The organism is Pseudomonas ekonensis, assembly GCF_019145435.1.
Taxonomy (GTDB): domain Bacteria; phylum Pseudomonadota; class Gammaproteobacteria; order Pseudomonadales; family Pseudomonadaceae; genus Aquipseudomonas; species Aquipseudomonas ekonensis.
Window position 1 is genome coordinate 261,232 of record NZ_JAHSTS010000002.1, and the last position, 19,791, is coordinate 281,022.

At 66.4% G+C, this 19,791-nt stretch carries 14 protein-coding genes; 8 read left to right on the plus strand and 6 right to left on the minus strand.

Features of this window, described 5'->3' with window-relative positions; translation table 11 throughout:
* The first annotated feature begins 6 nt into the window (after window positions 1-6).
* From KVG96_RS14125 to KVG96_RS14140, 4 genes are all read left to right on the plus strand, one after another.
* Complete coding sequence (locus tag KVG96_RS14125) at window positions 7-696, plus strand: GNAT family N-acetyltransferase (protein ID WP_085586739.1); 690 nt, start codon at window positions 7-9, stop codon at window positions 694-696.
* A gap of 4 nt (window positions 697-700) precedes the next feature.
* Window positions 701-1,885: a GNAT family N-acetyltransferase gene (locus KVG96_RS14130; RefSeq protein ID WP_217892701.1), complete on the plus strand. Its 1,185-nt coding sequence runs from the start codon at window positions 701-703 to the stop codon at window positions 1,883-1,885.
* Window positions 1,857-2,648 (plus strand): ChbG/HpnK family deacetylase, encoded by a 792-nt coding sequence (locus KVG96_RS14135; protein WP_217892702.1) that lies wholly within the window; start codon window positions 1,857-1,859, stop codon window positions 2,646-2,648. Before KVG96_RS14130 ends, KVG96_RS14135 begins: the two co-directional genes overlap by 29 nt.
* 114 nt (window positions 2,649-2,762) lie before the next feature.
* Window positions 2,763-3,455 carry a GNAT family N-acetyltransferase gene (locus KVG96_RS14140; protein ID WP_217892703.1) on the plus strand — a complete coding sequence of 231 codons (693 nt, stop codon included), beginning with the start codon at window positions 2,763-2,765 and terminating at the stop codon, window positions 3,453-3,455.
* A gap of 86 nt (window positions 3,456-3,541) precedes the next feature.
* Here KVG96_RS14140 and KVG96_RS14145 read toward each other — a convergent pair whose 3' ends face one another.
* Window positions 3,542-4,348 carry a class I SAM-dependent methyltransferase gene (locus KVG96_RS14145; RefSeq protein ID WP_217892704.1) on the minus strand — a complete coding sequence of 269 codons (807 nt, stop codon included), beginning with the start codon at window positions 4,346-4,348 and terminating at the stop codon, window positions 3,542-3,544.
* Between the two features lie 137 nt (window positions 4,349-4,485).
* Here KVG96_RS14145 and KVG96_RS14150 point away from each other — a divergent pair, with 137 nt between their 5' ends.
* Complete coding sequence (locus tag KVG96_RS14150) at window positions 4,486-4,833, plus strand: hypothetical protein (protein ID WP_217892705.1); 348 nt, start codon at window positions 4,486-4,488, stop codon at window positions 4,831-4,833.
* Window positions 4,834-6,197: 1,364 nt separating this feature from the next.
* Here the strand turns inward: KVG96_RS14150 and KVG96_RS14155 are convergent.
* The 5 genes from KVG96_RS14155 to KVG96_RS14175 form a co-directional block, all read right to left on the minus strand.
* On the minus strand, window positions 6,198-7,625 hold the full coding sequence (locus KVG96_RS14155) for a sigma-54-dependent transcriptional regulator (RefSeq protein WP_217892706.1): 1,428 nt from the start codon (window positions 7,623-7,625) through the stop codon (window positions 6,198-6,200).
* Window positions 7,594-9,087, minus strand: a complete 1,494-nt coding sequence (locus KVG96_RS14160; RefSeq protein ID WP_217892707.1) for a sensor histidine kinase — start codon at window positions 9,085-9,087, stop codon at window positions 7,594-7,596. The genes KVG96_RS14155 and KVG96_RS14160 overlap by 32 nt, the downstream gene beginning before the upstream one ends.
* Before the next feature lie 101 nt (window positions 9,088-9,188).
* On the minus strand, window positions 9,189-10,280 hold the full coding sequence (locus KVG96_RS14165) for an SCO family protein (RefSeq protein WP_225927408.1): 1,092 nt from the start codon (window positions 10,278-10,280) through the stop codon (window positions 9,189-9,191).
* Window positions 10,281-10,297: 17 nt separating this feature from the next.
* Window positions 10,298-13,102 carry a multicopper oxidase domain-containing protein gene (locus KVG96_RS14170; protein WP_217892709.1) on the minus strand — a complete coding sequence of 935 codons (2,805 nt, stop codon included), beginning with the start codon at window positions 13,100-13,102 and terminating at the stop codon, window positions 10,298-10,300.
* A 166-nt stretch (window positions 13,103-13,268) separates the two neighbouring features.
* On the minus strand, window positions 13,269-14,717 hold the full coding sequence (locus tag KVG96_RS14175) for a sensor histidine kinase (RefSeq protein WP_217892710.1): 1,449 nt from the start codon (window positions 14,715-14,717) through the stop codon (window positions 13,269-13,271).
* A 903-nt stretch (window positions 14,718-15,620) separates the two neighbouring features.
* On the opposite strand from KVG96_RS14175, the gene KVG96_RS14180 reads away from it, so the two are divergent.
* The 3 genes from KVG96_RS14180 (at window position 15,621) to KVG96_RS14190 (ending at window position 19,764) form a co-directional block, all read left to right on the plus strand.
* Window positions 15,621-16,967 carry a hypothetical protein gene (locus KVG96_RS14180; protein WP_217892711.1) on the plus strand — a complete coding sequence of 449 codons (1,347 nt, stop codon included), beginning with the start codon at window positions 15,621-15,623 and terminating at the stop codon, window positions 16,965-16,967.
* 35 nt (window positions 16,968-17,002) lie between these two features.
* Complete coding sequence (locus KVG96_RS14185) at window positions 17,003-19,231, plus strand: cadherin-like domain-containing protein (RefSeq protein ID WP_217892712.1); 2,229 nt, start codon at window positions 17,003-17,005, stop codon at window positions 19,229-19,231.
* Window positions 19,232-19,302: 71 nt separating this feature from the next.
* Entirely contained in the window at window positions 19,303-19,764 is a 462-nt protein-coding gene (locus tag KVG96_RS14190) for a curlin (RefSeq protein WP_217892713.1), read from the plus strand.
* The last annotated feature ends 27 nt before the right edge of the window (window positions 19,765-19,791 follow it).

The following is a 19,791-nucleotide window of genomic DNA, read 5'->3' on the forward strand; positions in this document are numbered from 1 at the left end:
AACACCATGAATGCCCTGAAAAAACTCAGCGAGCGGATCCACCAGAAAGGCCTCAAGGCCACCTTCAAGACCCTGTGGAAACGCTACGTGTTCTTCCACTGGGAACTGCTGTGGATGGAGCGCGACCTGGTCAGCCCGGTGCCGCCCCACAGCCTCAAGCCCTACCCGGCGCTGCGGGTGGTGAAGATCACCCCGACCAACACCGGCGCCTTCGCCCGCTACTTCGGCGACCGTGTCGGCACCATGGCGGAACTGGCCGCCGAGGGCCACACCGGGCACATGCACCTGGACGACCAGGGCGATGCCGTGGCGTTCATCTGGGGCTGCGCGCACAACTACTACGACCGGCATTACTACGGCTGCGAATTCCCGGTCAAACCCGGCGAGTTCTTCGAGTTCGGCGGCGAACTGACCCGCGCCTACTGGGGCACCGAGCTGTCGGTGGACCTGCAGCTGGAGCTGTGGAAAGCCATGGCCGCCCAGGGCTGCGACAAGGTGGTGGACGTCTGCGAGTTCCACAACATCCCGGCGCTCAAGCTGCACCTGCGCATGGGCTACACCGAGCAGGGCCGGATCATGAACGTCTACGGCCTGTTCGGCCGCTGGCGCTTCTACCGCGAAACCCGCTACAGCGGCTCGCGCCTGGATGCGCTGCGCAAGCCTTCCCGTCCACCTGTCACCGCACCGGCGACCTGACCCTATGGCGCAATTCGAATGGCGCACCTCGCTGTGCGCACCCGACTTCCCGGCCGCGCAATACGAAGCGCTGCGCCTGCGGGTGACGGACCACACGCCGTTCAACAGCCTGGCTTGGCTGTGCGCGGCCGAACAGGCGCTGGGCGAGGACGAATGCCTGCACATTCTGCTGGGCTGGGAAGCGGACGAGTTGCGCCTGTGCCTGCCCCTGGTGGCCGGGCGCGAACGCTTCGGCGGCTGGCCCTTTCGGGTCGTGCATCACCTGGGCCATCCGCTGGCCGACCGCCTCGCGCTGCTTACGCAACTGGACGGCGCCGGCATGCGCCGGGCGCTGGCGCTGATCCGCCGGCGGATGCCCCACGCGCTGCTGCAACTCAACGAACTCACGGAGCCGGTGGGCGAACCGAGCGCCCTCACCCACTGGATGGTCGTCAGCTCCACGGGCGAACGGCGGCTGAGCTGCCGGGTGCCGGTGCACCTGATCAGCGACGCCGACCGCCAGGAGGTCTCCGGCGATCCGCGCTACAAGCTGCGCCGGGCGCGCAAACGGATCGCCGCCTGCGGCGCGGTGGTGCGGCGCATCGTGCCGGACGCCGACAGCATGGGCCCGCTGCTGCAAGCCATCGGCGAAGTCGAAGCGGTGAGCTGGAAAGGCGACGAAGGCGTCGGCATCTTCGCCACCGAGCGCAGCCGCCGCTGGATGCACAACGCCTTCACCGCCCTCGCCGCCCAGGGCCGGGTGCGGGTGGTGACGCTGGAGCTGGACGGGCGCTGCCTCAGCTACCGCCTGGGCCTGCTCGAACAGGGCCGGCTCTACGACTACAACCTCGCGTTCCTGCCGCAGCATGCGGACCTGGGCAGCGGCCGGGTGCTGCTGGAGGAGTGGATCCGCTGGGGGCTGGACGAGCATTGGCACTGGATCGACGCTTCACGGGTGAGCCTGGAGAACTCCAGCCACCAACTGCACGAACGCATGACCGGGCAACTGGAGCACTGGCGCTGGAGCTTCTACTCCTGGCGCCCCAGCGGCCTGCTGCTGGGCCTGGCGCTGCGGCTCTGGCAGCGGCTCAAGCCGGCGCTGCAGCGATGGCGGGCGCAGCGGGCGACGCCTGACGCCAAGCCAGCGCCCCACACCACCCCAACGACCACGGAGGGCGAACATGCCACGCCAAGTCATAGTCAACGCTGACGATTTCGGCCTCAGCCCGAACGAAAACACGGTGATCTTCGGCGCCTTCAAGGCCGGGGTCATCAGCTCCGCCACCGCCATGGCCAACATGCCGGCCTTCGAAGCGGCCTGTGCCCTGGCCCGGCATCCGTTGCTCGAAGGACGGGTCGGCCTGCACTTCAACCTGACCTACGGACGGCCCCTGAGCCAGGCGATCCTGGCCCGCCGCACCTTCTGCGACAGCCACGGCGTGTTCGACCTCAACCTGCCGCGCCACAGCCTGTGGCTCGGCCGTGAGGACCGCGAAGCGGTGCAGCAGGAATTGCAGGCGCAATGGCAGCGCTGCGTCGATCACGGCCTGCGCCCCAGCCATCTGGATTCCCACCAGCACGTGCACAACATCTGGCCGATCGGCGAGATCGTCGCCCGCTTCGCCGCCCGCCAAGGCGTGCCGGTGCGCCTGGCGCGCAACCTGGGGCAGAACCTCAACCTGCCCAAGCGCCTGTTCAAGGGCCTGCTCAACCGCCGTCTGCAAAACCTGGCCGGCGCCACAGCGGATTACGTCTGCACCCCGGTGGACCTGCGCGAGGCGCCCGCGCCGACCGACGGTGTGCTGGAGATCGTCGCCCACCCGACGCAACTGACCGGTGATTTCGGCGATGCCTACCTGCAACCGGGCGAGTCCCTGAGCCGCGTGCTAGAGCGCCGGCTGACGGGGGTCGCACGGATCTCCTACGCCGACCTGAACAAGGAACTGCTGCGCGGCACCGCTGTGCCCGAATGACTTACATACCTTGCAATACATTCGAAGATGGCACTTCGCAATGACCTTGCAAGCGTGATCTATACCCACAAAAAGCGTCATCCACCGCACCGGGCCCAGGCCACGGAGGGCAACATGAGCGTCATCGAAAAGCTGCGCGAGCGCATCAAGCAAAAAGGCCTGGGCCGCACCTTCGCCACCCTGTGGAAGCGCTACGTGTTCTTCCACTGGGAACTGCTGTGGATGGAGCGCGACCTGGTCAGCCCGGTGCCGCCGCACACGCTGCGCCCCTACGAAGGACTGCGCCGGGCGGACATCACGCCAGAGAACGCCACGGCGTTCGCCAAGCATTTCGGCGACCGCGTGCAGACCATGGCCGAACTGGCCGCCGAGGGCCACACCGGGCACATGTACCTCGATGCCGACGGCCACGCGGTGGCGTTCATCTGGGGCAGCGTGCGCGACTACCATGACCGCCACTACTACGGCTGCGAATTTCCGGTCAAACCCGGCGAGTTCTTCGAGTTCGGCGGCGAAATGACCCGGGCGTACTTCGGCAGCAGCCTGTCGGTGGATGTCCAGGTCGCACTCTGGGAAGCCATGGCCGCCCAGGGCTGCGACAAGGTGGTGGACGTCTGCGAGACCCACAACATCCCGGCGCTCAAGCTGCACATCCGCATGGGCTACCACGAACAGGGCCGCGTGACCCACGTCTACGGCCTGTTCGGCCGCTGGCGCCTGTTCCGCGAGACCCGCTACCAAGGCTCACGGCTGGAGCCCCTGCGCAAGCCGGGCCGGCCGGTGGTGACGGCGGCGGCGCGGGCTTGACCGAGGCCTCCTGCGGATCAAAGAAGCGTTGCCTACATGAATACCGCATTGTGGCGAGTGGACTGACAGGGTGCGCTGAATGTCACTCAGCGCTTGTCCGCCACCAGGGTGAAGCACATCGGCACCTGCGCCGTCTGCCCTTCGTAGCGGTCGTACAGTTCTTCGCGGTTGGAGTGCGGGTATTCCTTGAAGTGCGCGATGGTCAGCCCCGCGCCGATGGCGCCGCTGAAGATCGCGCCCAGGGTGTGCACGAACCAGTAGGACGGCGCGGTCTTCTGTTCGACCTTGCCGGCGTAGACGATGGGTTCTTCCTGCACGAACGGCTCCTGGCGGAAATACGACGTGGCCACGCGAAACGGATCCTCGGCCTCAGGGTCGAGCATTTCCAGGAACGGGTGGGTTTCGTAGATCACCAGATGTCCGCCGGGCCTCAACACCCGGGCGACATGACGCAAGAACACGCCGATGTCGGGCATCCAGTTGAGGACGCCGATGGTGATCAGTGCCACGTCGAAGCGGCCGTCCAGTTCGGCCGGCAAGCGGTGGATATCGGCTTCGATGAATTGCGCATCAAAGGGCGAACGCGCGTTCAGCACCCGGGCCTGCTCCAGGAACGCCGCCGACTGATCGACCCCGGTCACCCGTCTCGCCCCCAGCGCGAACAGCGACAGGCTCTCCCGGCCGTTGTTGCAGCCCAGTTGCACCACGTCCTTGCCCTCGACCCCGACCTGCTCCAGCAGGGCGCGCAGGGTGTCGTCCAGGCAGGAGAAATCCGTTTGGGCGACGCTGGCCAGCAAGGCTTGCCATTCGGGCGTGTCGCGGTGATGGCGGGCGGAATCGTTCCAGGCCTGACGGTTGCTGTCGACGGCGTCTTGAGGGTTCGGCACTTCCATGGCGCTCTCCGGGTGGGGCTCGTGATTGAGCGGCCCGAGTCTAGATCAGCCTGGCGCCGCCAGTTGTTGGGAACATGTAACCGGCGGCGCGGCTATAGTTAACAGCCTTGGGGAAAACCGTTTCCGCAGGTGCCGCCATGCGAACGCTCACTTGGTCGCTGTTGCCGGGCTGTCTGCTCGCCGCCGCTCAGGCCCAGGCGCTGGACAGCAACTTCAATTACTACGGGGCGGACCAGCCCTTCGCCCACCCCGCGCCGCCGTCGCTGTCAGCTCCGCCGCCGCGCAGCTTCGATGACACGTCGCCGCAGGACTTCATCGTCATCCCGGACCGTCACGTGTTCCACGACTCGCAATTGCCGACGGTGGCCGACGCCACGGTGCGGGTCTTCGTGCGCACCTACGATGCCGAGCGCGGCATCTACGTCAACGACGAGGTGCTGGATCCCACCTGCCTGCTGGAGTGCCTGAGCCCTCAGACACAGTGATGGCCTCTGTGGGTGGCGGAGGGTCAGGCAACAGAGATGTCGGCAGTGCCGGCCCCATCGCTGGCAAGCCAGCTCCCACAGGTTTTGGCGGTGCACATGAATCTTGCGCACACCCGGGACACCTGTAGGAGCCAGCCTGCTGGCGATGGCGTCAGGTCAGGCAACAGAGATGTCGGCTGTGCCGGCCTCATCGCTTGCAGGCAAGCTCCTACAGGTTTTGGCGGTGCACATGAATCTTGCGAACACCCGGGACACCTGTAGGAGCCAGCCTGCTGGCGATGGCGTCAGGTCAGGCAACAGAGATGTCGGCTGTGCCGGCCTCATCGCTTGCAGGCAAGCTCCTACAGGTTTTGGCGGTGCACATGAATCTTGCGGACACCCGGGACACCTGTAGGAGCCAGCCTGCTGGCGATGGCGTCAGGTCAGGCAACAGAGATGTCGGCTGTGCCGGCCTCATCGCTTGCAGGCAAGCTCCTACAGGTTTTGGCGGTGCACATGAATCTTGCGGACACCCGGGACACCTGTAGGAGCCAGCCTGCTGGCGATGGCGTCAGGTCAGGCAACAGAGATGTCGGCTGTGCCGGCCTCATCGCTTGCAGGCAAGCTCCTACAGGTTTTGGCGGTGCACATGAATCTTGCGGACACCCGGGACACCTGTAGGAGCCAGCCTGCTGGCGATGGCGTCAGGTCAGGCAACAGAGATGTCGGCTGTGCCGGCCTCATCGCTGGCAAGCCAGCTCCCACAGGTTTTGGCGGTGCACATGAATCTTGCGCACACCCGGGACACCTGTAGGAGCCAGCCTGCTGGCGATGGCGTCAGGTCAGGCAACAGAGATGTCGGCTGTGCCGGCCTCATCGCTTGCAGGCAAGCTCCTACAGGTTTTGGCGGTGCACATGGATCTTGCGGACACCCGGGACACCTGTAGGAGCCAGCCTGCTGGCGATGGCGTCAGGTCAGGCAACAGAGATGTCAGCAGTGCCGGCCTCATCGCTTGCAGGCAAGCTCCTACAGGTTTTGGCGGTGCACATGGATCTTGCGGACACCGCGGTACCTGTGGGAGCTGGCTTGCCAGCGATGGCGTCAGGTCAGGCACCGGGGGTGTCGGCAGTGCTGGCCCCATCGCTTGCAGGCAAGCTCCTACAGGTTTTGGCGGTGCACATGGATCTTGCGGACACCGCGGTACCTGTGGGAGCTGGCTTGCCAGCGATGGCGTCAGGTCAGGCACCGGGGGTGTCGGCAGTGCTGGCCCCATCGCTGGCAAGCCAGCTCCCACAGGGGTTTGGGGTGGCCGCCGATGTCGTGTACACCCGCGATACCTGTAGGAGCCAGCCTGCTGGCGATGATGGCGACACGGAGCCTGCGTTCACCACTGGCGCTTGTCCGGCCGGGCCAGGCCGAGCTTTTCGATGCGGTAGCGCAGCATGTCGCGGCTCAGGCCCAGCAGGCGGGCGGACTTGGTGACGTTCCAGTCGGTCTTGTCGAGCATCTTGCGCACCATGTCGCGCTCGACCTCCGGCAGGTTCATCGATTCGGTGTTGCTCGCCGGGCGCGGCTCGAAGTGCGGCATCTCGTGCTGGTGCAGCGCCGGCTCGTCCACCAGGCTCATGCACACGTTCAACTGGTGGGCGGCGATGGTGTCGGCCGGCGCCAGCAGCACGGTCTGCTCCAGCATGTTGCGCAACTCGCGCACGTTGCCGGGCCAGGTGTAGCCGAGCAGCAGCTCCTCGGCCTGCTGGCTGAAATGCAGGTTCGGCTTGCCGTAGCGCTTGCCGTGGCTGGCGAGGAAATGCCGGGCCAGCAACAGGACATCGTCGCCCCGGGCATACAGGCGCGGCACCTTGATCGAGATGATCCGCAGGCGGAAGAACAGGTCCCGGCGGAACTTGCCCTGCTGCACCATCTGCTCGAGGTTGCAGTTGGTGGCGCTGATCACCCGCAGGTTGACCTTGCGTTCCTTGACCGAGCCGACCCGACGGATGGTGCGGTCTTCCAGCAGCTTGAGCAGCTTGGCCTGGAGCACCAGGTCCATTTCGCCGATCTCGTCGAGAAACAGCGTGCCGCCGTCCGCCGCTTCCACCAGCCCGACCCGGCGGTCCTTGGCGTCGGTGAACGCGCCTTTTTCGTGACCGAACAGCTCCGACTCCACCAGGTTGGAGGGAATCGACGCACAGTTGAATTCGATGAACGGCCCCTTGCTGCGCGAACCGTCGAAATGCAGCGCGCGGGCCACCAATTCCTTGCCGGTGCCGGTCTCGCCTTCCACCAGCACCGGCGGCAGGTCGCCGCCGGTCATGCGTCGCTCGGCTTCGAGCAACTGGCCGAGGGTGTTCTTGAGGTGCTGCATCGGCGCCGATTCGCCGATCAGCGCCTGCACCCCGGACTTCTGCGCCTCGCGCTCCTGGTAGAACGACAGCGTGCGCTCCATCCGTTCGGTGGCCAGGGCCTTGTCCAGCAGCAGCTTGAGCTCCGGCAACGCGACCGGTTTGGTGACGTAATGAAAGGCGCCCTCCTTCATCGCCACCACCGCATCCTCGACGTTGCCGTAGCCGGTCATCATGATCACTTTCAGGTCCGGTGCGCTGATGCGCAGCTTCTGGATCAGATCGTGGCCGCTCATCCCCGGCAGCGAGTTGTCGGTCAGCACGACGTCCGGCATGAAGCTGCCCAATTGCTCCAGCGCGTCTTCGGCCGAATGGCAGACAGTCACCTCGAAGTCCTTGCGCTCCAGGTAGGTCTGAATATTCTCGGCCAACAGTTCGTCATCCTCGACCAGCAGAATGCTGTGTTCCATATTCCCCTCCCGATGCCACTTTGAAGTTGAGACTGACGCGGGTTCCCTCCTGCTCTCGGCTGGTCAGGACGACCGAACCCTGAAAACGCTCCATGATTCTCTTGACCAGCGCCAGGCCGACCCCGAGGCCGCCCTGCTTGGTGGTGAAAAACGGCTTGAACACCAGCAACTGCTGCTGGGTGCTCATGCCTTTGCCGGTGTCGCCCAGGGTCACGCGCACGCAGTCGGCCTGGGGCGCCTCGATGTCGATGCTCAGCACGCCGCCCTTGGGCATCGCCTCCAGGGCATTGGCGAACAGGCTATTGAGGATTTGCGTCAGCAGCACCCTTTGGCTGACGACCGGCGGGCACCCGTTGGGCGTGAACCGCACCTCGACCCCGTTGCGCCGGATCAGCGCCTCGAACGCGCCGAGGGTGTCCTCGACCGCCGGCAGCAGATCCACCGCTTCGCCGTCGTCGTGCATCGGCCGCAGCGACACCAGCAATTCGCGCACCCAGCGCGACATCCGGTCGACCTGGCTGATGATGTCGCCGATGTTGCGCTGCGCCCCTTGGCTGGCGACCTCCTGAGCGAGTTCGGCGCTGGAGCGGATGGTCGCCAGCGGATTGCGCAGGCTGTGGGCCACCGCCGAGGACATCTCGCCCAGGGCGACAAAGGTCTCGTTGCTGATCAACTGCTGTTGCTGGGTCTGCAGCAGCGCCGCGGCCCGGCGCACGATCCAGAACAACCCCAGGTAAATCGCCGCCCCGCCCAGCAGGGTCGCGGCCCAGATCGAGGCGAAACCGCGGTCGATGCGCTCCACCAGGTCCGCCGGCTCCTTGTAGATCTCGACCATGGCGACGACCTTGCTTCTGTCGGCGTTGAACATCGGGATGTAGTTCTCGATGAACAGGTACTTGGGTTCGCGGGACAGCTTCTGCTCGGGCTTCTCGTCGTCGATCTTGTGGTAGCTGGACGACACGGGCACCTGCATCTCGAAGGACTCGTCCAGTTCGTCGTCATCTTCGAACTTCACCCCGATCAGGTCCGGGTTGGTCGACCAGATCACCGTGCGGTCCAAGGCGTAGACCGTGGCCAGCAGGCCGTCCGGCAGGTGTTCGACGTGGTCGAGGAACTCGGCCCGGGCGGCGACGTGGGCCACCGGGTCGACGTCCGGATAGTTCTCGTCCTGGCGCGGGTCGAGCATCTCGCCCATGGTGCGTTGCGCGTTGATGCCGGCATGGCGCATCTCGGCGTCGCCGATGGCCTGGACGAACTGCGCGGTGAGCAGCGCGTCGCGCTCCACGCTTTCGGTGACCACGAAACGCGTCGAGATATAGCCCAGGCCCAGCGCCACCGCCGCGATGATGAAAAAACTGGCCAGCGAAAACCAGCGCAGCAGATTGAACGGTCCGCCCCAGAACTTGCCGGCGGAGGCCGTTTCCTTCGGCGCCGATGTTGTCTGTTCTTCCAGTCGCTGCATGGGGGTGCCCTGTGGTTGTATCAGGCCGGTTACAGCCGCCGTCACGACTGAGTGTAGGTGGCAATGGCTGCGGTACACGGTTCGTTGATGCTATTTGGCCGCTATTGCATCCGGCTCACCGCTTCGCTGGCGGGCCCCGTGCCTGCCGGCGTCACGGCGCCGTCGGCCAGCGGTTGCGCAGAAGGATGCTGACGCTCGGTCTCGTCGCGCAAAAAATCGATGACCGATTGCGCCGACGCCTCGTCCAGGCGCAGGTTGGGCATCGGGATGCGTTCGTACTGTTCGAACAGCTGCACCGCGATCGGATCCTTTTCCGCCAGCATGCGGTCCGGTTCGCGGATCCAGCGGTTGAGCCATGCGGCGTCGCGCTGGCGGGTCACGCCGATCAGGTCCGGGCCGATGCTGCGCATGCCGATGCCCTGGCCGTCCAGCGGGCCGAGGCTGTGGCACGAGGCGCAGCGGGTGCGGAACAGCTCCTCGCCGTTGCTCGGCGGACGAATCCGGGGGGCTTCGGCGTAGCTTTGCTCGGCGCTGGGCTCTTTCCAGTTGTGCAGGGTGTTGGCCAGTTGATCGGCGAGGATCCACGGGTTCTCGAACGGCGAGGCCTTCATCCAGCGCCCGGTGCTCTGGTTGCCGACGATCAGGCTCAGGTTGTGGTCCTTGTTGCGGCCGTTGTCGACGCCTTCGATGAACAGCCCCAGTTTTTTGCGCAGGTTCGTCACGTCTTCGAATTCGCCGGTGAGGAATTGCCAGCCCGGCCCCACCTTGAACCGCTGGGAATAAGCCTTGAGCACCGCAGGCGTGTCGCTCAGAGGGTCGATGCTGATCGAGTAGAAGAAGATGTCCTGCCCGACCCGGTCCCCCAGCAGTTTCTGCACCTGGCGCAGGCGTGCGGTCTCCAGCGGGCAGGAATCGCTGCACGAGGTGAAGATGAAGTTGATCACCACCACCTTGCCTTTGATCAGGTCATCGAAAAACCGCACCTGCCGACCGTCCTGGTCGGTCAGCAGGGTGTTGGGGAAGTAGTCGCCGCCCCACGGGGTGGCGGCTTCGCTGGCCGGGGCCGGCGGCGCGGCGCCGGCTCCGGTGTCCGCCTGGTGCGCCACCAGCGCCTGCGCGCCGAGCAGGCAGGCCACCAGGGCCAGCACCCGATGCATGCCCCAGGCCTGGGAGCGCAGTGTCGACCGTTTCATCTTCGCTCCCTCCCGGTTCATGGTTTGACCACCACTTGCGGACCGAAGCCGTCGCCGCTGCGGAAGGTCGGCAGCGCGGCGGAGTTGACGTAGCGCACCCCGTCCCAGCTCGGCAGCGGCGTCGGCATCAGCTGCAGTTGCCCCGGTTTCTCAAGGTCCCAGCGCAGCAGCATCGAGTTGTCCTCGTGCTGGGTGTTGTGGCAGTGCTCCATGTAGGTGCCGGCGAACTCGCGGAAGTTGATCGCCATCTCTACGTTGTCCAGCCCGTCGGCCTCGGAGCCGATGCGGTAGACGTCCTTGCGCGCCCATTTTTCCCACTCAGGCGGGGCCTTGCCGCCGCGGCTGAGGATGATCCCCTCCTCGAAGTGCACGTGCACCGGATGGCTCCAGCCCTTGCCGCCGGCCTTGATGTTCCACACCTCCAGGGTGCCGATGCCGCTGACGCCGGCGTCGGTCGGGCCACTGGCCAGTTTGGTGGACGCGTTGAGGCGACGCGGATCCATGTGGAAGCCGAAGCCGCCGTCGGTCTTGATCGTCCATGGCGCCTCGTCGGTGCCGTCGGAGCGCCCGAAGGTGAAGGTGCGGTGCAGGGCCTTGGCCAGCAGGGCCTTGTCGGCGGCGTTGTCGCGGTGGATCTTCAGCGGGATCATCGTCAGCCCTTCGGCCTTGCCCGGTTTGGCCGGCTCATAGGCCGCCGGATCCATGGCCAGATCCTGGCCGCTGTAGGACTTGACGTTGAGCTGCAGAACCTTGCCCACCGCCGGGTCGCCCCGATCCCACTGCGGCCCCTTGCTGGTCTGCTTGATCACCGCCAGGTATTTCTCCGACAGCACGTCGGCCAGCGGGATGACCTCTTTGGGCCCCTTGCCGTCGTCCTGGGCCTGCAGGTTGACCACGAACAGCTTGTCGCCGGGCTTGATGCCGTTCTTGGCGAAGTTGACGATGATGTCGAACCGCTCGGCGATGCCCTGGGTCGGCAGGATCGCGTTGTGGTTCTGCCTGTCGCCGTCGGCGTCCAGGTCCATGGAGCCGTCGAACGGCACGCTGTGCTCCATGATGTTGCCGTCGTTGGCGATCATGTGGAACGGCACGCGGCTGTAGGACACGCCCGAGTTCTTCGGCCCCTGGAATTCGCCGCCGGAGCCTTTGACCTCCCGCACGATGGCCAGCTTGAAATAGCGCGACACCGAACCGTTGAGGATGCGGAACCGGTAGCTGCGCGCCCGCACGTCGAGGGCCGGCCGCCACTGCCAGTTGACCAGCACCTGATCGCCGATGAAGCCGTCGGTGTTGAAGGGGTTGAACCACAACTGGCCTTCCTGGTCCCAGGCCTTGTCGGCGAACACCAGGTTGATGTCGTAGTCGCGGTTGCCCCAGGGCAAGGCGCTGCCGCTGGGCAGGCGCAGGTTGACGCCGTCGTTCACCGACTCGTTGCCCCGGTCGATGGCGCTGTAGTAGTTCATCATCGCCGCGTTGCCCTTGTAGACGTTCTGCGCGGTGAAATCGAGCATGTGGTCGTGGAACCAGTGGGTGCTCATGGTTTCCCGGTAGTCGCCGCGGATCTTGATGGTGCCGTGGTCGCAAGTCTTGAGGCCCGGCGTCAGGTCGTTGACCCACAGGGTTTCCCCCGGGGCGCAGGGGAACGCGGCGCGCGGATCCTGGGCCTTGGTGTTGATGCTGTCGTAGCCGGCGAGCTGGATCGGCCAGCGGTAGTCGTAGAACTGGCCGGGGAAGAAGAAGGCGTTGGCGTAGCCGTCGCTTTCGGCCGGCGCATGGCCGTTGTGTTCGTGGGTGGTGATGGTGTGCAGGCCGAAGCCGCGGTTGGCCGACGGGTCGATCGGCAGGCCGTTGTAGTGGCGCATCAGCACCGGCTGACCGTAGCGCACCATCAGCAGTTTGGGCGGCAGGGTGCCATCGAAGGTCCACACCGCGTTGTGGTTCTGCGCCGGCATGGCCGGGTGGAACCGCGGATCGACGCCCTTGGCGGTGCCGTCGGTCGCCGGCACGCCGGCCACGTTGTGGTACAGCCCGCCCGGCCCGAACTCGCCGACCGCGTAGCCGTGCATCTGCCGGCTGTCACGCAGGCCGCCGTTCAGGCGCGCGCCGGTCTGCACGGTCTTGTAGGCCACTTGCGGGTAGAACTCGTTCCAGCGCTGATGGGCCCAGCCTTTTCCCGGCGGACGGCCCTCGGCGGAAGAGCCGATGTGGCGGTTGAGGAACAGCTCGATCTGCGCTTGCCACGGGTTGCGGTCCACCACGTTGGCGAACTGGCTGGGGAACGGCGTCAGCCCCGGCTGGCGCAAGAACGCATCCAGCGCGGTGCCGGGCGGTGCGCTGCGGGCGACGCTGTTCGGATCCTGCGCCGGCGCAGGCCCGATGGCCGCCGGCGGGAAGCCCAGCGGCGCCGCCGGGGTGGTCGGGTCAAGCCTTTCCGGGCCGAACTCCTCGAACAGCGTCAGTTGCTGGGTGAACGGCTGGGCGCCGTACAGCGGGCTCGGCTTGCCGTTGGTGGGGTAGTTGAAACTGGTCTGCACCTGCGGCGGCAGGACGTTCTCGGTGCGGGTCGAGTCGCGCGTGCCTTTGACGCCGTTGGGCAGGTCGAAGGAATCGACGTTGGCCTCGGGCATGGTCAGGATGGCGTTCAGCGCCGCCGGCTCGTCCGCCGGTTCGTCGTAGTAGGCGGAAGGGTCGGAGGTCTCCGGCTGGCTTTCGTCGTCGATGGGGCTGGCCCGGACGGCCATGGTGCCGAGGGTCAATGCCAGAAAGACGCTCAGCGGCGTCAGCAGGAATTGCTTGCAGGGGTAACGCGTTGTTCTGTCCATCACCAGCCGCCTCGTCAAAAGGAAGGGGTGATGGTGTTTTGCAATTACCTCGCCAAAGTATTAATGCCTTCTTAAACAACAGGTTAGGCGCACTGATGAATTCCCCACTCCCCGGTGACCGGGGCCTGACACCCAGTGGTGGGGAACGTTCAGATTTTTTTTGCGCTCACTGGATGAGCTGGAACGCCAGGCGGACGGTGGTGCCCTCGCCTTCGCGGCTGTCCAGGGTCACGCCGCCGCCGAAACGCTCCATGATCCGCTTCACCAGCACCAGGCCCACGCCGAGGCCGCCCTGCTTGGTGGTGAAGAACGGCCGGAACGCCATGCTGCGCTGCTCCTCGTTCATGCCCTTGCCGGTGTCGCTGAGCATCACCGTCACGCCGCGGCCGTCGCCGGCCTCCAGGCTGACGGTCAGCGTGCCGCCCTTGTCCATCGCCTCCAGGGCGTTGGCCAGCAAGCTGTTGAGGATCTGCGTCAGCTGCACCGGCTGACTGAGCACCATCGGCGTCTCCTGCGGGTGGAACACCACATGGACGCCGGCCTTGGCGATCTGCTGCTCGAACGCCGTAAGGCTGTCGTGCAGCGCCGCCACCAGGTTCACCGGTTCCGGCTCATCGTTGAGCGGGCGCAGCGATTGCAGCAGCTCGCGCACCCATTTGGACATGCGGTCGACCTGGCCGATGATGTCCTTGATGTTCTTGTGCGCCGGCCCCGCATCGAACTCCAGCGCCAGCTCGGCGCTGGAGCGGATGGTCGCCAGCGGGTTGCGCAGGCTGTGGGCCACCGCCGAGGACATCTCCCCCAGCGCGACGAAGGTTTCGTTGGCGATCAGTTGCTTTTGCTGCGCCGCCAGCAGGATCGCCGCCCGCCGCACGATCCAGAACAGCCCCAGGTAGATCAGCCCGCCGCCGAGCGCGGTGGCCAGCCAGATCAGCACCAGCCCGCGCTCCATGCGGCTGATCAGGTCCTTGGGTTCCTTGTAGATCTCCACCATTGCCGTGACATGCTCGCCCTCGGCGTCGAACAGCGGGATGTAGTTCTCGATGAAGATGTACTCCGGCGGCACGACGAACTTCTGCTCTTCACGGCCCTTGTCCACATTGTGGTAGCTGGCGGACACCGGGATCTTCTCGTCGAAGGCACGGTCCAGGTCTTCGTCGGCGTGGATGCGCGTGCCGATCAGGGCCGGGTTGGTCGACCAGATCACCTGTCGGTCGGGGGCGTAGATGTTGGCCAGGATCACGTCCGGCAAGTGCGCGATGTGGTCGAGGAACTCGTCGCGGGCATTGGCCCGGGCGGCGGGATCGACGTCGGGAAAATCGTTGTCGTGGCGCGGGTCGAGCAAATCGCCCATGGTGCGGATGTTGGGGATCGAGACATGCCGCACTTCCGCCGAGGCGATGGCCTGGATGAACTGCGCGGTCAGCAGCGCATCGCGCTGTACGCTTTCGTCGATCACGAAGCGCGTCGACACCGCCCCGAGCGACACGGCCACCGTGCCGATCACGGCCATGCTGATCAGCGAAAACCACCGCAACAGGTTGAACGGCTGCTTGCGCGAGCTCAGGCGAAGGCTGCCCTCCCCGGTTGGAAGCGATGGTGACTGCATGTTCATGGCGGCGACTTCCCGATACGTCCCTATAGGTTTATAGCCCACGGCTGGGGGATTGCCCGAAAGCGGGTGCCCACCGCAAACCGGAACCACTGGGGCATTCACCGACAGTCGGCCTTGCGCCATTCACTGTGGGAGCCGGCCTGCTGGCGATGGGGCCGGCACACCCGACATCCTCATTGCCTGACCCACCGCCATCGCTGGCAAGCCAGCTCCCACAGGGTTCGGCGGTGTTCGCGGAACTGGCAGACCGACGCAAATCCTGTAGGAGCCAGCCTGCTGGCGATGAGGCCGGCACAGCCAATATCTTCATCGCCTGACCCACCGCCATCGCTGGCAAGCCAGCTCCCACAGGGTTCGGCGGTGTTCGCGGAAATGGCAGACCGACGCAAATCCTGTAGGAGCCAGCCTGCTGGCGATGAGGCCGGCACAGCCAATATCTTCATCGCCTGACCCACCGCCATCGCTGGCAAGCCAGCTCCCACAGGGTTCGGCGGTGTTCGCGGAAATGGCAGACCGACGCAAATCCTGTAGGAGCCAGCCTGCTGGCGATGAGGCCGGCACAGCCAATATCTTCATCGCCTGACCCACCGCCATCGCCGGCAAGCCAGCTCCCACAGGGTTCGGCGGTGTTCGCGGAAATGGCAGACCGACGCAAATCCTGTAGGAGCCAGCCTGCTGGCGATGAGGCCGGCACAGCCCACACCTACATCGCCTGCCCCACCTCCCCCAATCCTGGGGACTGTCGCCCTGCCCGGCATGCCCCGCCACCGTCCCCCTTCCACCCCCAAAGACCCGTGGCACGGGGCTTTACGCCCTCTTGAGCCTGCATTGGTATGGAAGTTGTAGAGGCCCCTGCAACTGACCCACCCCACGGGGCAGGCACTTCGATAGAGGGATTAACTCATGCACCCTTTACTGTCCAAAACCGCGACCGTGCTGGTCGTGAGCGCATTGGCCCAGGGCATCGCCCAGGCCGCTCTGTTCGCTGTCGACCCCGGCCCCTACGCACCGGCCAACGGTAATTTCGCCGCCTGGTACCAGGACACCCACGGCCGCACCCTGGATCTGTGCCTGTCCAAAGCGCTCAGCTCCCGCGTGCCGAGCGTGCCCGGCACGCCGTCGTACATGTGCTCGCTGCTGCCGGCGCCGGGCATCTTCGACGATGCGCAGCCCCTGTCCTTCCCCACCAACTTCCCTGACGAAGCGTTCTGGTTCACCGCCGACGGCGCCATCACCGATGCCGCGCGGGGCATCGACCTGACCTACGTCTCGGCCATCGAGGCCGCCTTCAGCGGCGGCGATCCGGTGGAAGGCGACCAGATCAGCTTCGCCCGCATCCGCATCCGGGTCGACGTGCCCACCGCCGGCACCTACGTGATCACCCACCCCTACGGCGTGGACGTGTTCAACGTCGACACCCCCGGCCGGCGGGCGATCAACATGACCCGCGACATCGGCATCGGCTCGCCGAAGACCTACGACGGCGCACTCAAGGGCGATGTCGGGCCGTTCCTGCGCAGCGTCAACGGGCCCTACACCGAGACCAACCCGGTGACCGGAGCCGCCGAGCAGTTCATCGGCGACCCGAACCTGGAAGAGGCCGTCACCGGCAGCCCGTTCAACACCAATTTCATCCGCATCGAGGGGCCCGGCGGGATCGACCTGCGCACCACCACGTTCGCCATTTCCGGCAAGCTGTCCACGGTGGTCCGTCCGACGCCGCTGATCACCCAGCGCAGCACCTACTCGCGTACCCCCGGCGCCAGCGCCCCGGTGGCCCAGCAGGACGTGTTCGTCCAGGCCCCGCCCGCGCCCGCCACCGTCGCCGTCACCAGCAGCACCCCGGTGCTCAATCTCAAGGAGGCCGACAGCACCGGCAGCTGGTATGCGCAGTCACCGGCCAACCCGACCTTGCCGACCACCCTGCAAGTGACCGCCGACAACCACCTGGCCATCGCCAGCAGCACCCCGACCACCCTGCCCATGGCCCTGACGGACCTGGTGGTGATCCAGCGCGCCGAATACAGCCTGAGCTCCGGGCAACTGACCCTCGTGGCCTCGACCAGCGACGAAACCTCGCCGCCGGTGCTCACCGCCAGCACCGCCGGCGGCGCCGCCATCGGCGCCCTGGGCGGCGACGGCGCGGTGAAATCCCTGACCACCGGGATCTCGCCGATTCCGCCGGCCAAGGTTCGGGTGACGTCGTCCAACGGCGGCAGCGACACCGAAGAAGTGGTCATCGTGCAATGAACGCTCACATGCCCAGATCCGCATCAGGAGGCATCATGAACAAGTGGCCACGCTTCGCGCTCAACGCGCTCGGGCTGACAATCTCGCTGTCGGGCAGTGCGTTCGCGCAACTCGCCGCCGTCGATCCCGGCCCCTACACCTTCGCCACCGGGAAATTCCCGATGTGGTACCAGGACAACAACCTGCTGTCGATGGAACTGTGCCAGTCCCGGGCCGCCAGCTCGCGGGTGCCGGCCAGCGTGCCGCCGGCCTACATGTGCACCCTGCTGCCGGAGCCGGGCATCTTCGACGACACCCAGCCGATGGTGTTCCCCGACAACTGGCCGCCGGAAGCCTTCTGGTTCCTGGCCGAGACCAACATCGCCAACAACGGCGCCGGCTACGGCATGGACGCCTACGTGGCCGGGATCGAGGCGGCGTTCGCCTCGGAAAACCCGGTCGACGGCGATCAGCAAAGCTTCGCGCGGATCCGCATCCGGGTGAACGTGCCCGTCGCCGGCACCTACACCATCACCCACCCCTACGGCGTGGAGACGGTCAACGTCACCGCACCGGGACGGCGGGCGATCAACATCACCAAAGACGTCGGCATCGGCGCGCCGGGCGACTTCAGCGGTGCGCTCAACGGCGCCATCGGCCCGTTCCTGCGCAGCGTCAACGGCCCGTACACCGAAGTGAACCCGGACACCGGCAGCATCGAGACCTTCGTCGGCGACCCGAACCTCACCGAAGCGGTGACCGGCAGCCCGTTCAACACCAACTTCGTGCGCATCACGGGACCGGCCGGAACCATCCAGACCAACCTGTTCACCGTGGCGGGCAAGGTGCTGGACAACCGTCAGCAGACCCACGTCGCCATCGACCGCGCCACCTACCGCCGCACCTCGGCGGGCACGCGCGCCGAAGTGTTCGCCAAGGCCGACGCCAGCTCGACCCTGTGCTTTCGCGAAAGCGTGGCGCTGGTGCCGGGCACCCCGCCGTCGCCGTGCCAGACCAACCTGCTGGGCGACAACAACGGGCTGTTCTTCGGCCAGCGCCTGGGCACCGGCACCCTGCCGTCGGTAGTCGTCGTGACCGCCACCAACCCGACCGGCACCACCCGGCCGACGGCGGTGTCGAGCAAGCTCACCGACGTGGTGAAGATCCAGACCGCGCGCTACAGCTGGGCCAACCACAGCCTGCTGATCGAAGCCACGTCATCCGATGAGGTGGCCGTGCCGGACATGGTCGCCCAAGGCTACGGCCGCCTGTCCAAGACCGGCACCCTGCAACGCATCACCGTGGCCGACCTGACCCAGCCGCCCGCCGCCGTGACGGTGAAATCCGCCGCCGGCGGCAGCGACACCGAGCCGGTCGTGGTGGTCGGCAGCGCGCCGGACACCGGTGAAAACCAGGCGCCGCTGTCGGTCGCCGACACCGGCAGCACCAGCTTCGGCGTGCCCATCACCCTCAGCCTGCTGACCAACGACAACGACCCGGACGGCAACGTGCCGCTGACCATCACCGCGCTGACCCAACCGGCCGCCGGCCAAGGCACCGTCGCCCTGAACGGCACCACCTCGGTGGTCTACACGCCGCCTGCGGTGGTCAACGCGCCGCTGACCGCCACCTTCACCTACAAGGCCCAGGACAGCAAAGGCCTGGCCTCGGTGAACCCGGCCACCGTGACCGTCAGCGTGGCGCCGAACCGGCCGCCGACCGCCGTCGCCGACAGCGTCGCCACCCTGGGCGTGGCGATCCCGATCAACGTGCTGGCCAACGACACCGATCCGGAAGGCAACGTGCCGCTGGGCGTCGCCAGCCTGACCCAGCCACCGGCCGGGCGCGGCACCGTCAGCACCGACGGCACCGTGATCACCTACACCCCGCCGGCCACCGTGACCACGGCCTTCACCACGACCTTCACCTACATCGCCCGGGACAGCTTCGGCGCCCAGTCGACGCCGGCGACGGTCACCGTGCAAGTGTCGCCACGGCCGGCGGCGGAGACCTTCACCATCACCACCTCGACGGTGCAGGCGCGCTCCGGCAACCGCTTCAACTGGGACTTCGCCGGCACCTCGTCGGTGACCACCGGCAACACCATCACCGTGCAGGTCACCACCCCGACCGGGCTGGTCACCCTCGGCACGACGACGGTGCCGGTCACCGGTCGCTGGCGGCTGACGCTCAACAACACGAACGTGGTGCCGTCGGCCAACCCGACCGCCACCATCCGCTCGTCCCAGGGCACCGTGCGCACGGTGTCGGTGACCACGCTGTAGGCCTTCGCCCCATCCGCCTGCGGGTGGATGGGGCAAGCCCCCGGACCGCCTGAACGACACAGGACAACGCCATGAACACGCCGACCGCCGCCCTGCTGTGCCTGCTCGCCCTGTGCGGCGGTGCGGGCGCGCGCGCCGACGACCTGATGGACAACGATGACCTGGCCCCCTCGGCCGACCTCGGCGAACTGCCCCCACCTGTGGGCCAGCAAGCGCTGATCGATCAGAACGGCCAGGCCAACATCGCCCTGCTCTCGCAGAACGGTCAGTCGCTGCTGGGGCGGATCGTGCAGTCGGGCAGTAACCAGGAGGCGTACATCCTGCAACAGGGCAGCGACCTGATGGCGCAGATCACCCAGAACGGTTCCGGCAACGCCGCCTCGATCACCCAGACCGGCAGCCATAACCGCGCGCAGATTTCGCAGAACGGCAACAACAACGACGCCAGCATCGAGCAGGCCGGCACGGGGCTGCAAAGCGCCGTGACCCAGTCGGGCAACGGCATGAGCGTCTCGGTCAGGCAATACCGCTAAAGCACTGCAATCATCGGAGAGTTCATC

Bases quoted from the DNA above. Each gene is read 5' to 3' on its own strand.
- KVG96_RS14135 (WP_217892702.1), top strand. From the start codon at position 1,857: ATGCCACGCCAAGTCATAGTCAACGCTGACGATTTCGGCCTCAGCCCG.
- KVG96_RS14150 (WP_217892705.1), top strand. From the start codon at position 4,486: ATGCGAACGCTCACTTGGTCGCTGTTGCCGGGCTGTCTGCTCGCCGCC.
- KVG96_RS14140 (WP_217892703.1), top strand. From the start codon at position 2,763: ATGAGCGTCATCGAAAAGCTGCGCGAGCGCATCAAGCAAAAAGGCCTG.
- KVG96_RS14175 (WP_217892710.1), bottom strand. From the start codon at position 14,717: ATGAACATGCAGTCACCATCGCTTCCAACCGGGGAGGGCAGCCTTCGC.
- KVG96_RS14160 (WP_217892707.1), bottom strand. From the start codon at position 9,087: ATGCAGCGACTGGAAGAACAGACAACATCGGCGCCGAAGGAAACGGCC.
- KVG96_RS14130 (WP_217892701.1), top strand. From the start codon at position 701: ATGGCGCAATTCGAATGGCGCACCTCGCTGTGCGCACCCGACTTCCCG.
- KVG96_RS14155 (WP_217892706.1), bottom strand. From the start codon at position 7,625: ATGGAACACAGCATTCTGCTGGTCGAGGATGACGAACTGTTGGCCGAG.
- KVG96_RS14185 (WP_217892712.1), top strand. From the start codon at position 17,003: ATGAACAAGTGGCCACGCTTCGCGCTCAACGCGCTCGGGCTGACAATC.
- KVG96_RS14145 (WP_217892704.1), bottom strand. From the start codon at position 4,348: ATGGAAGTGCCGAACCCTCAAGACGCCGTCGACAGCAACCGTCAGGCC.
- KVG96_RS14125 (WP_085586739.1), top strand. From the start codon at position 7: ATGAATGCCCTGAAAAAACTCAGCGAGCGGATCCACCAGAAAGGCCTC.
- KVG96_RS14170 (WP_217892709.1), bottom strand. From the start codon at position 13,102: ATGGACAGAACAACGCGTTACCCCTGCAAGCAATTCCTGCTGACGCCG.
- KVG96_RS14165 (WP_225927408.1), bottom strand. From the start codon at position 10,280: ATGAAACGGTCGACACTGCGCTCCCAGGCCTGGGGCATGCATCGGGTG.
- KVG96_RS14180 (WP_217892711.1), top strand. From the start codon at position 15,621: ATGCACCCTTTACTGTCCAAAACCGCGACCGTGCTGGTCGTGAGCGCA.
- KVG96_RS14190 (WP_217892713.1), top strand. From the start codon at position 19,303: ATGAACACGCCGACCGCCGCCCTGCTGTGCCTGCTCGCCCTGTGCGGC.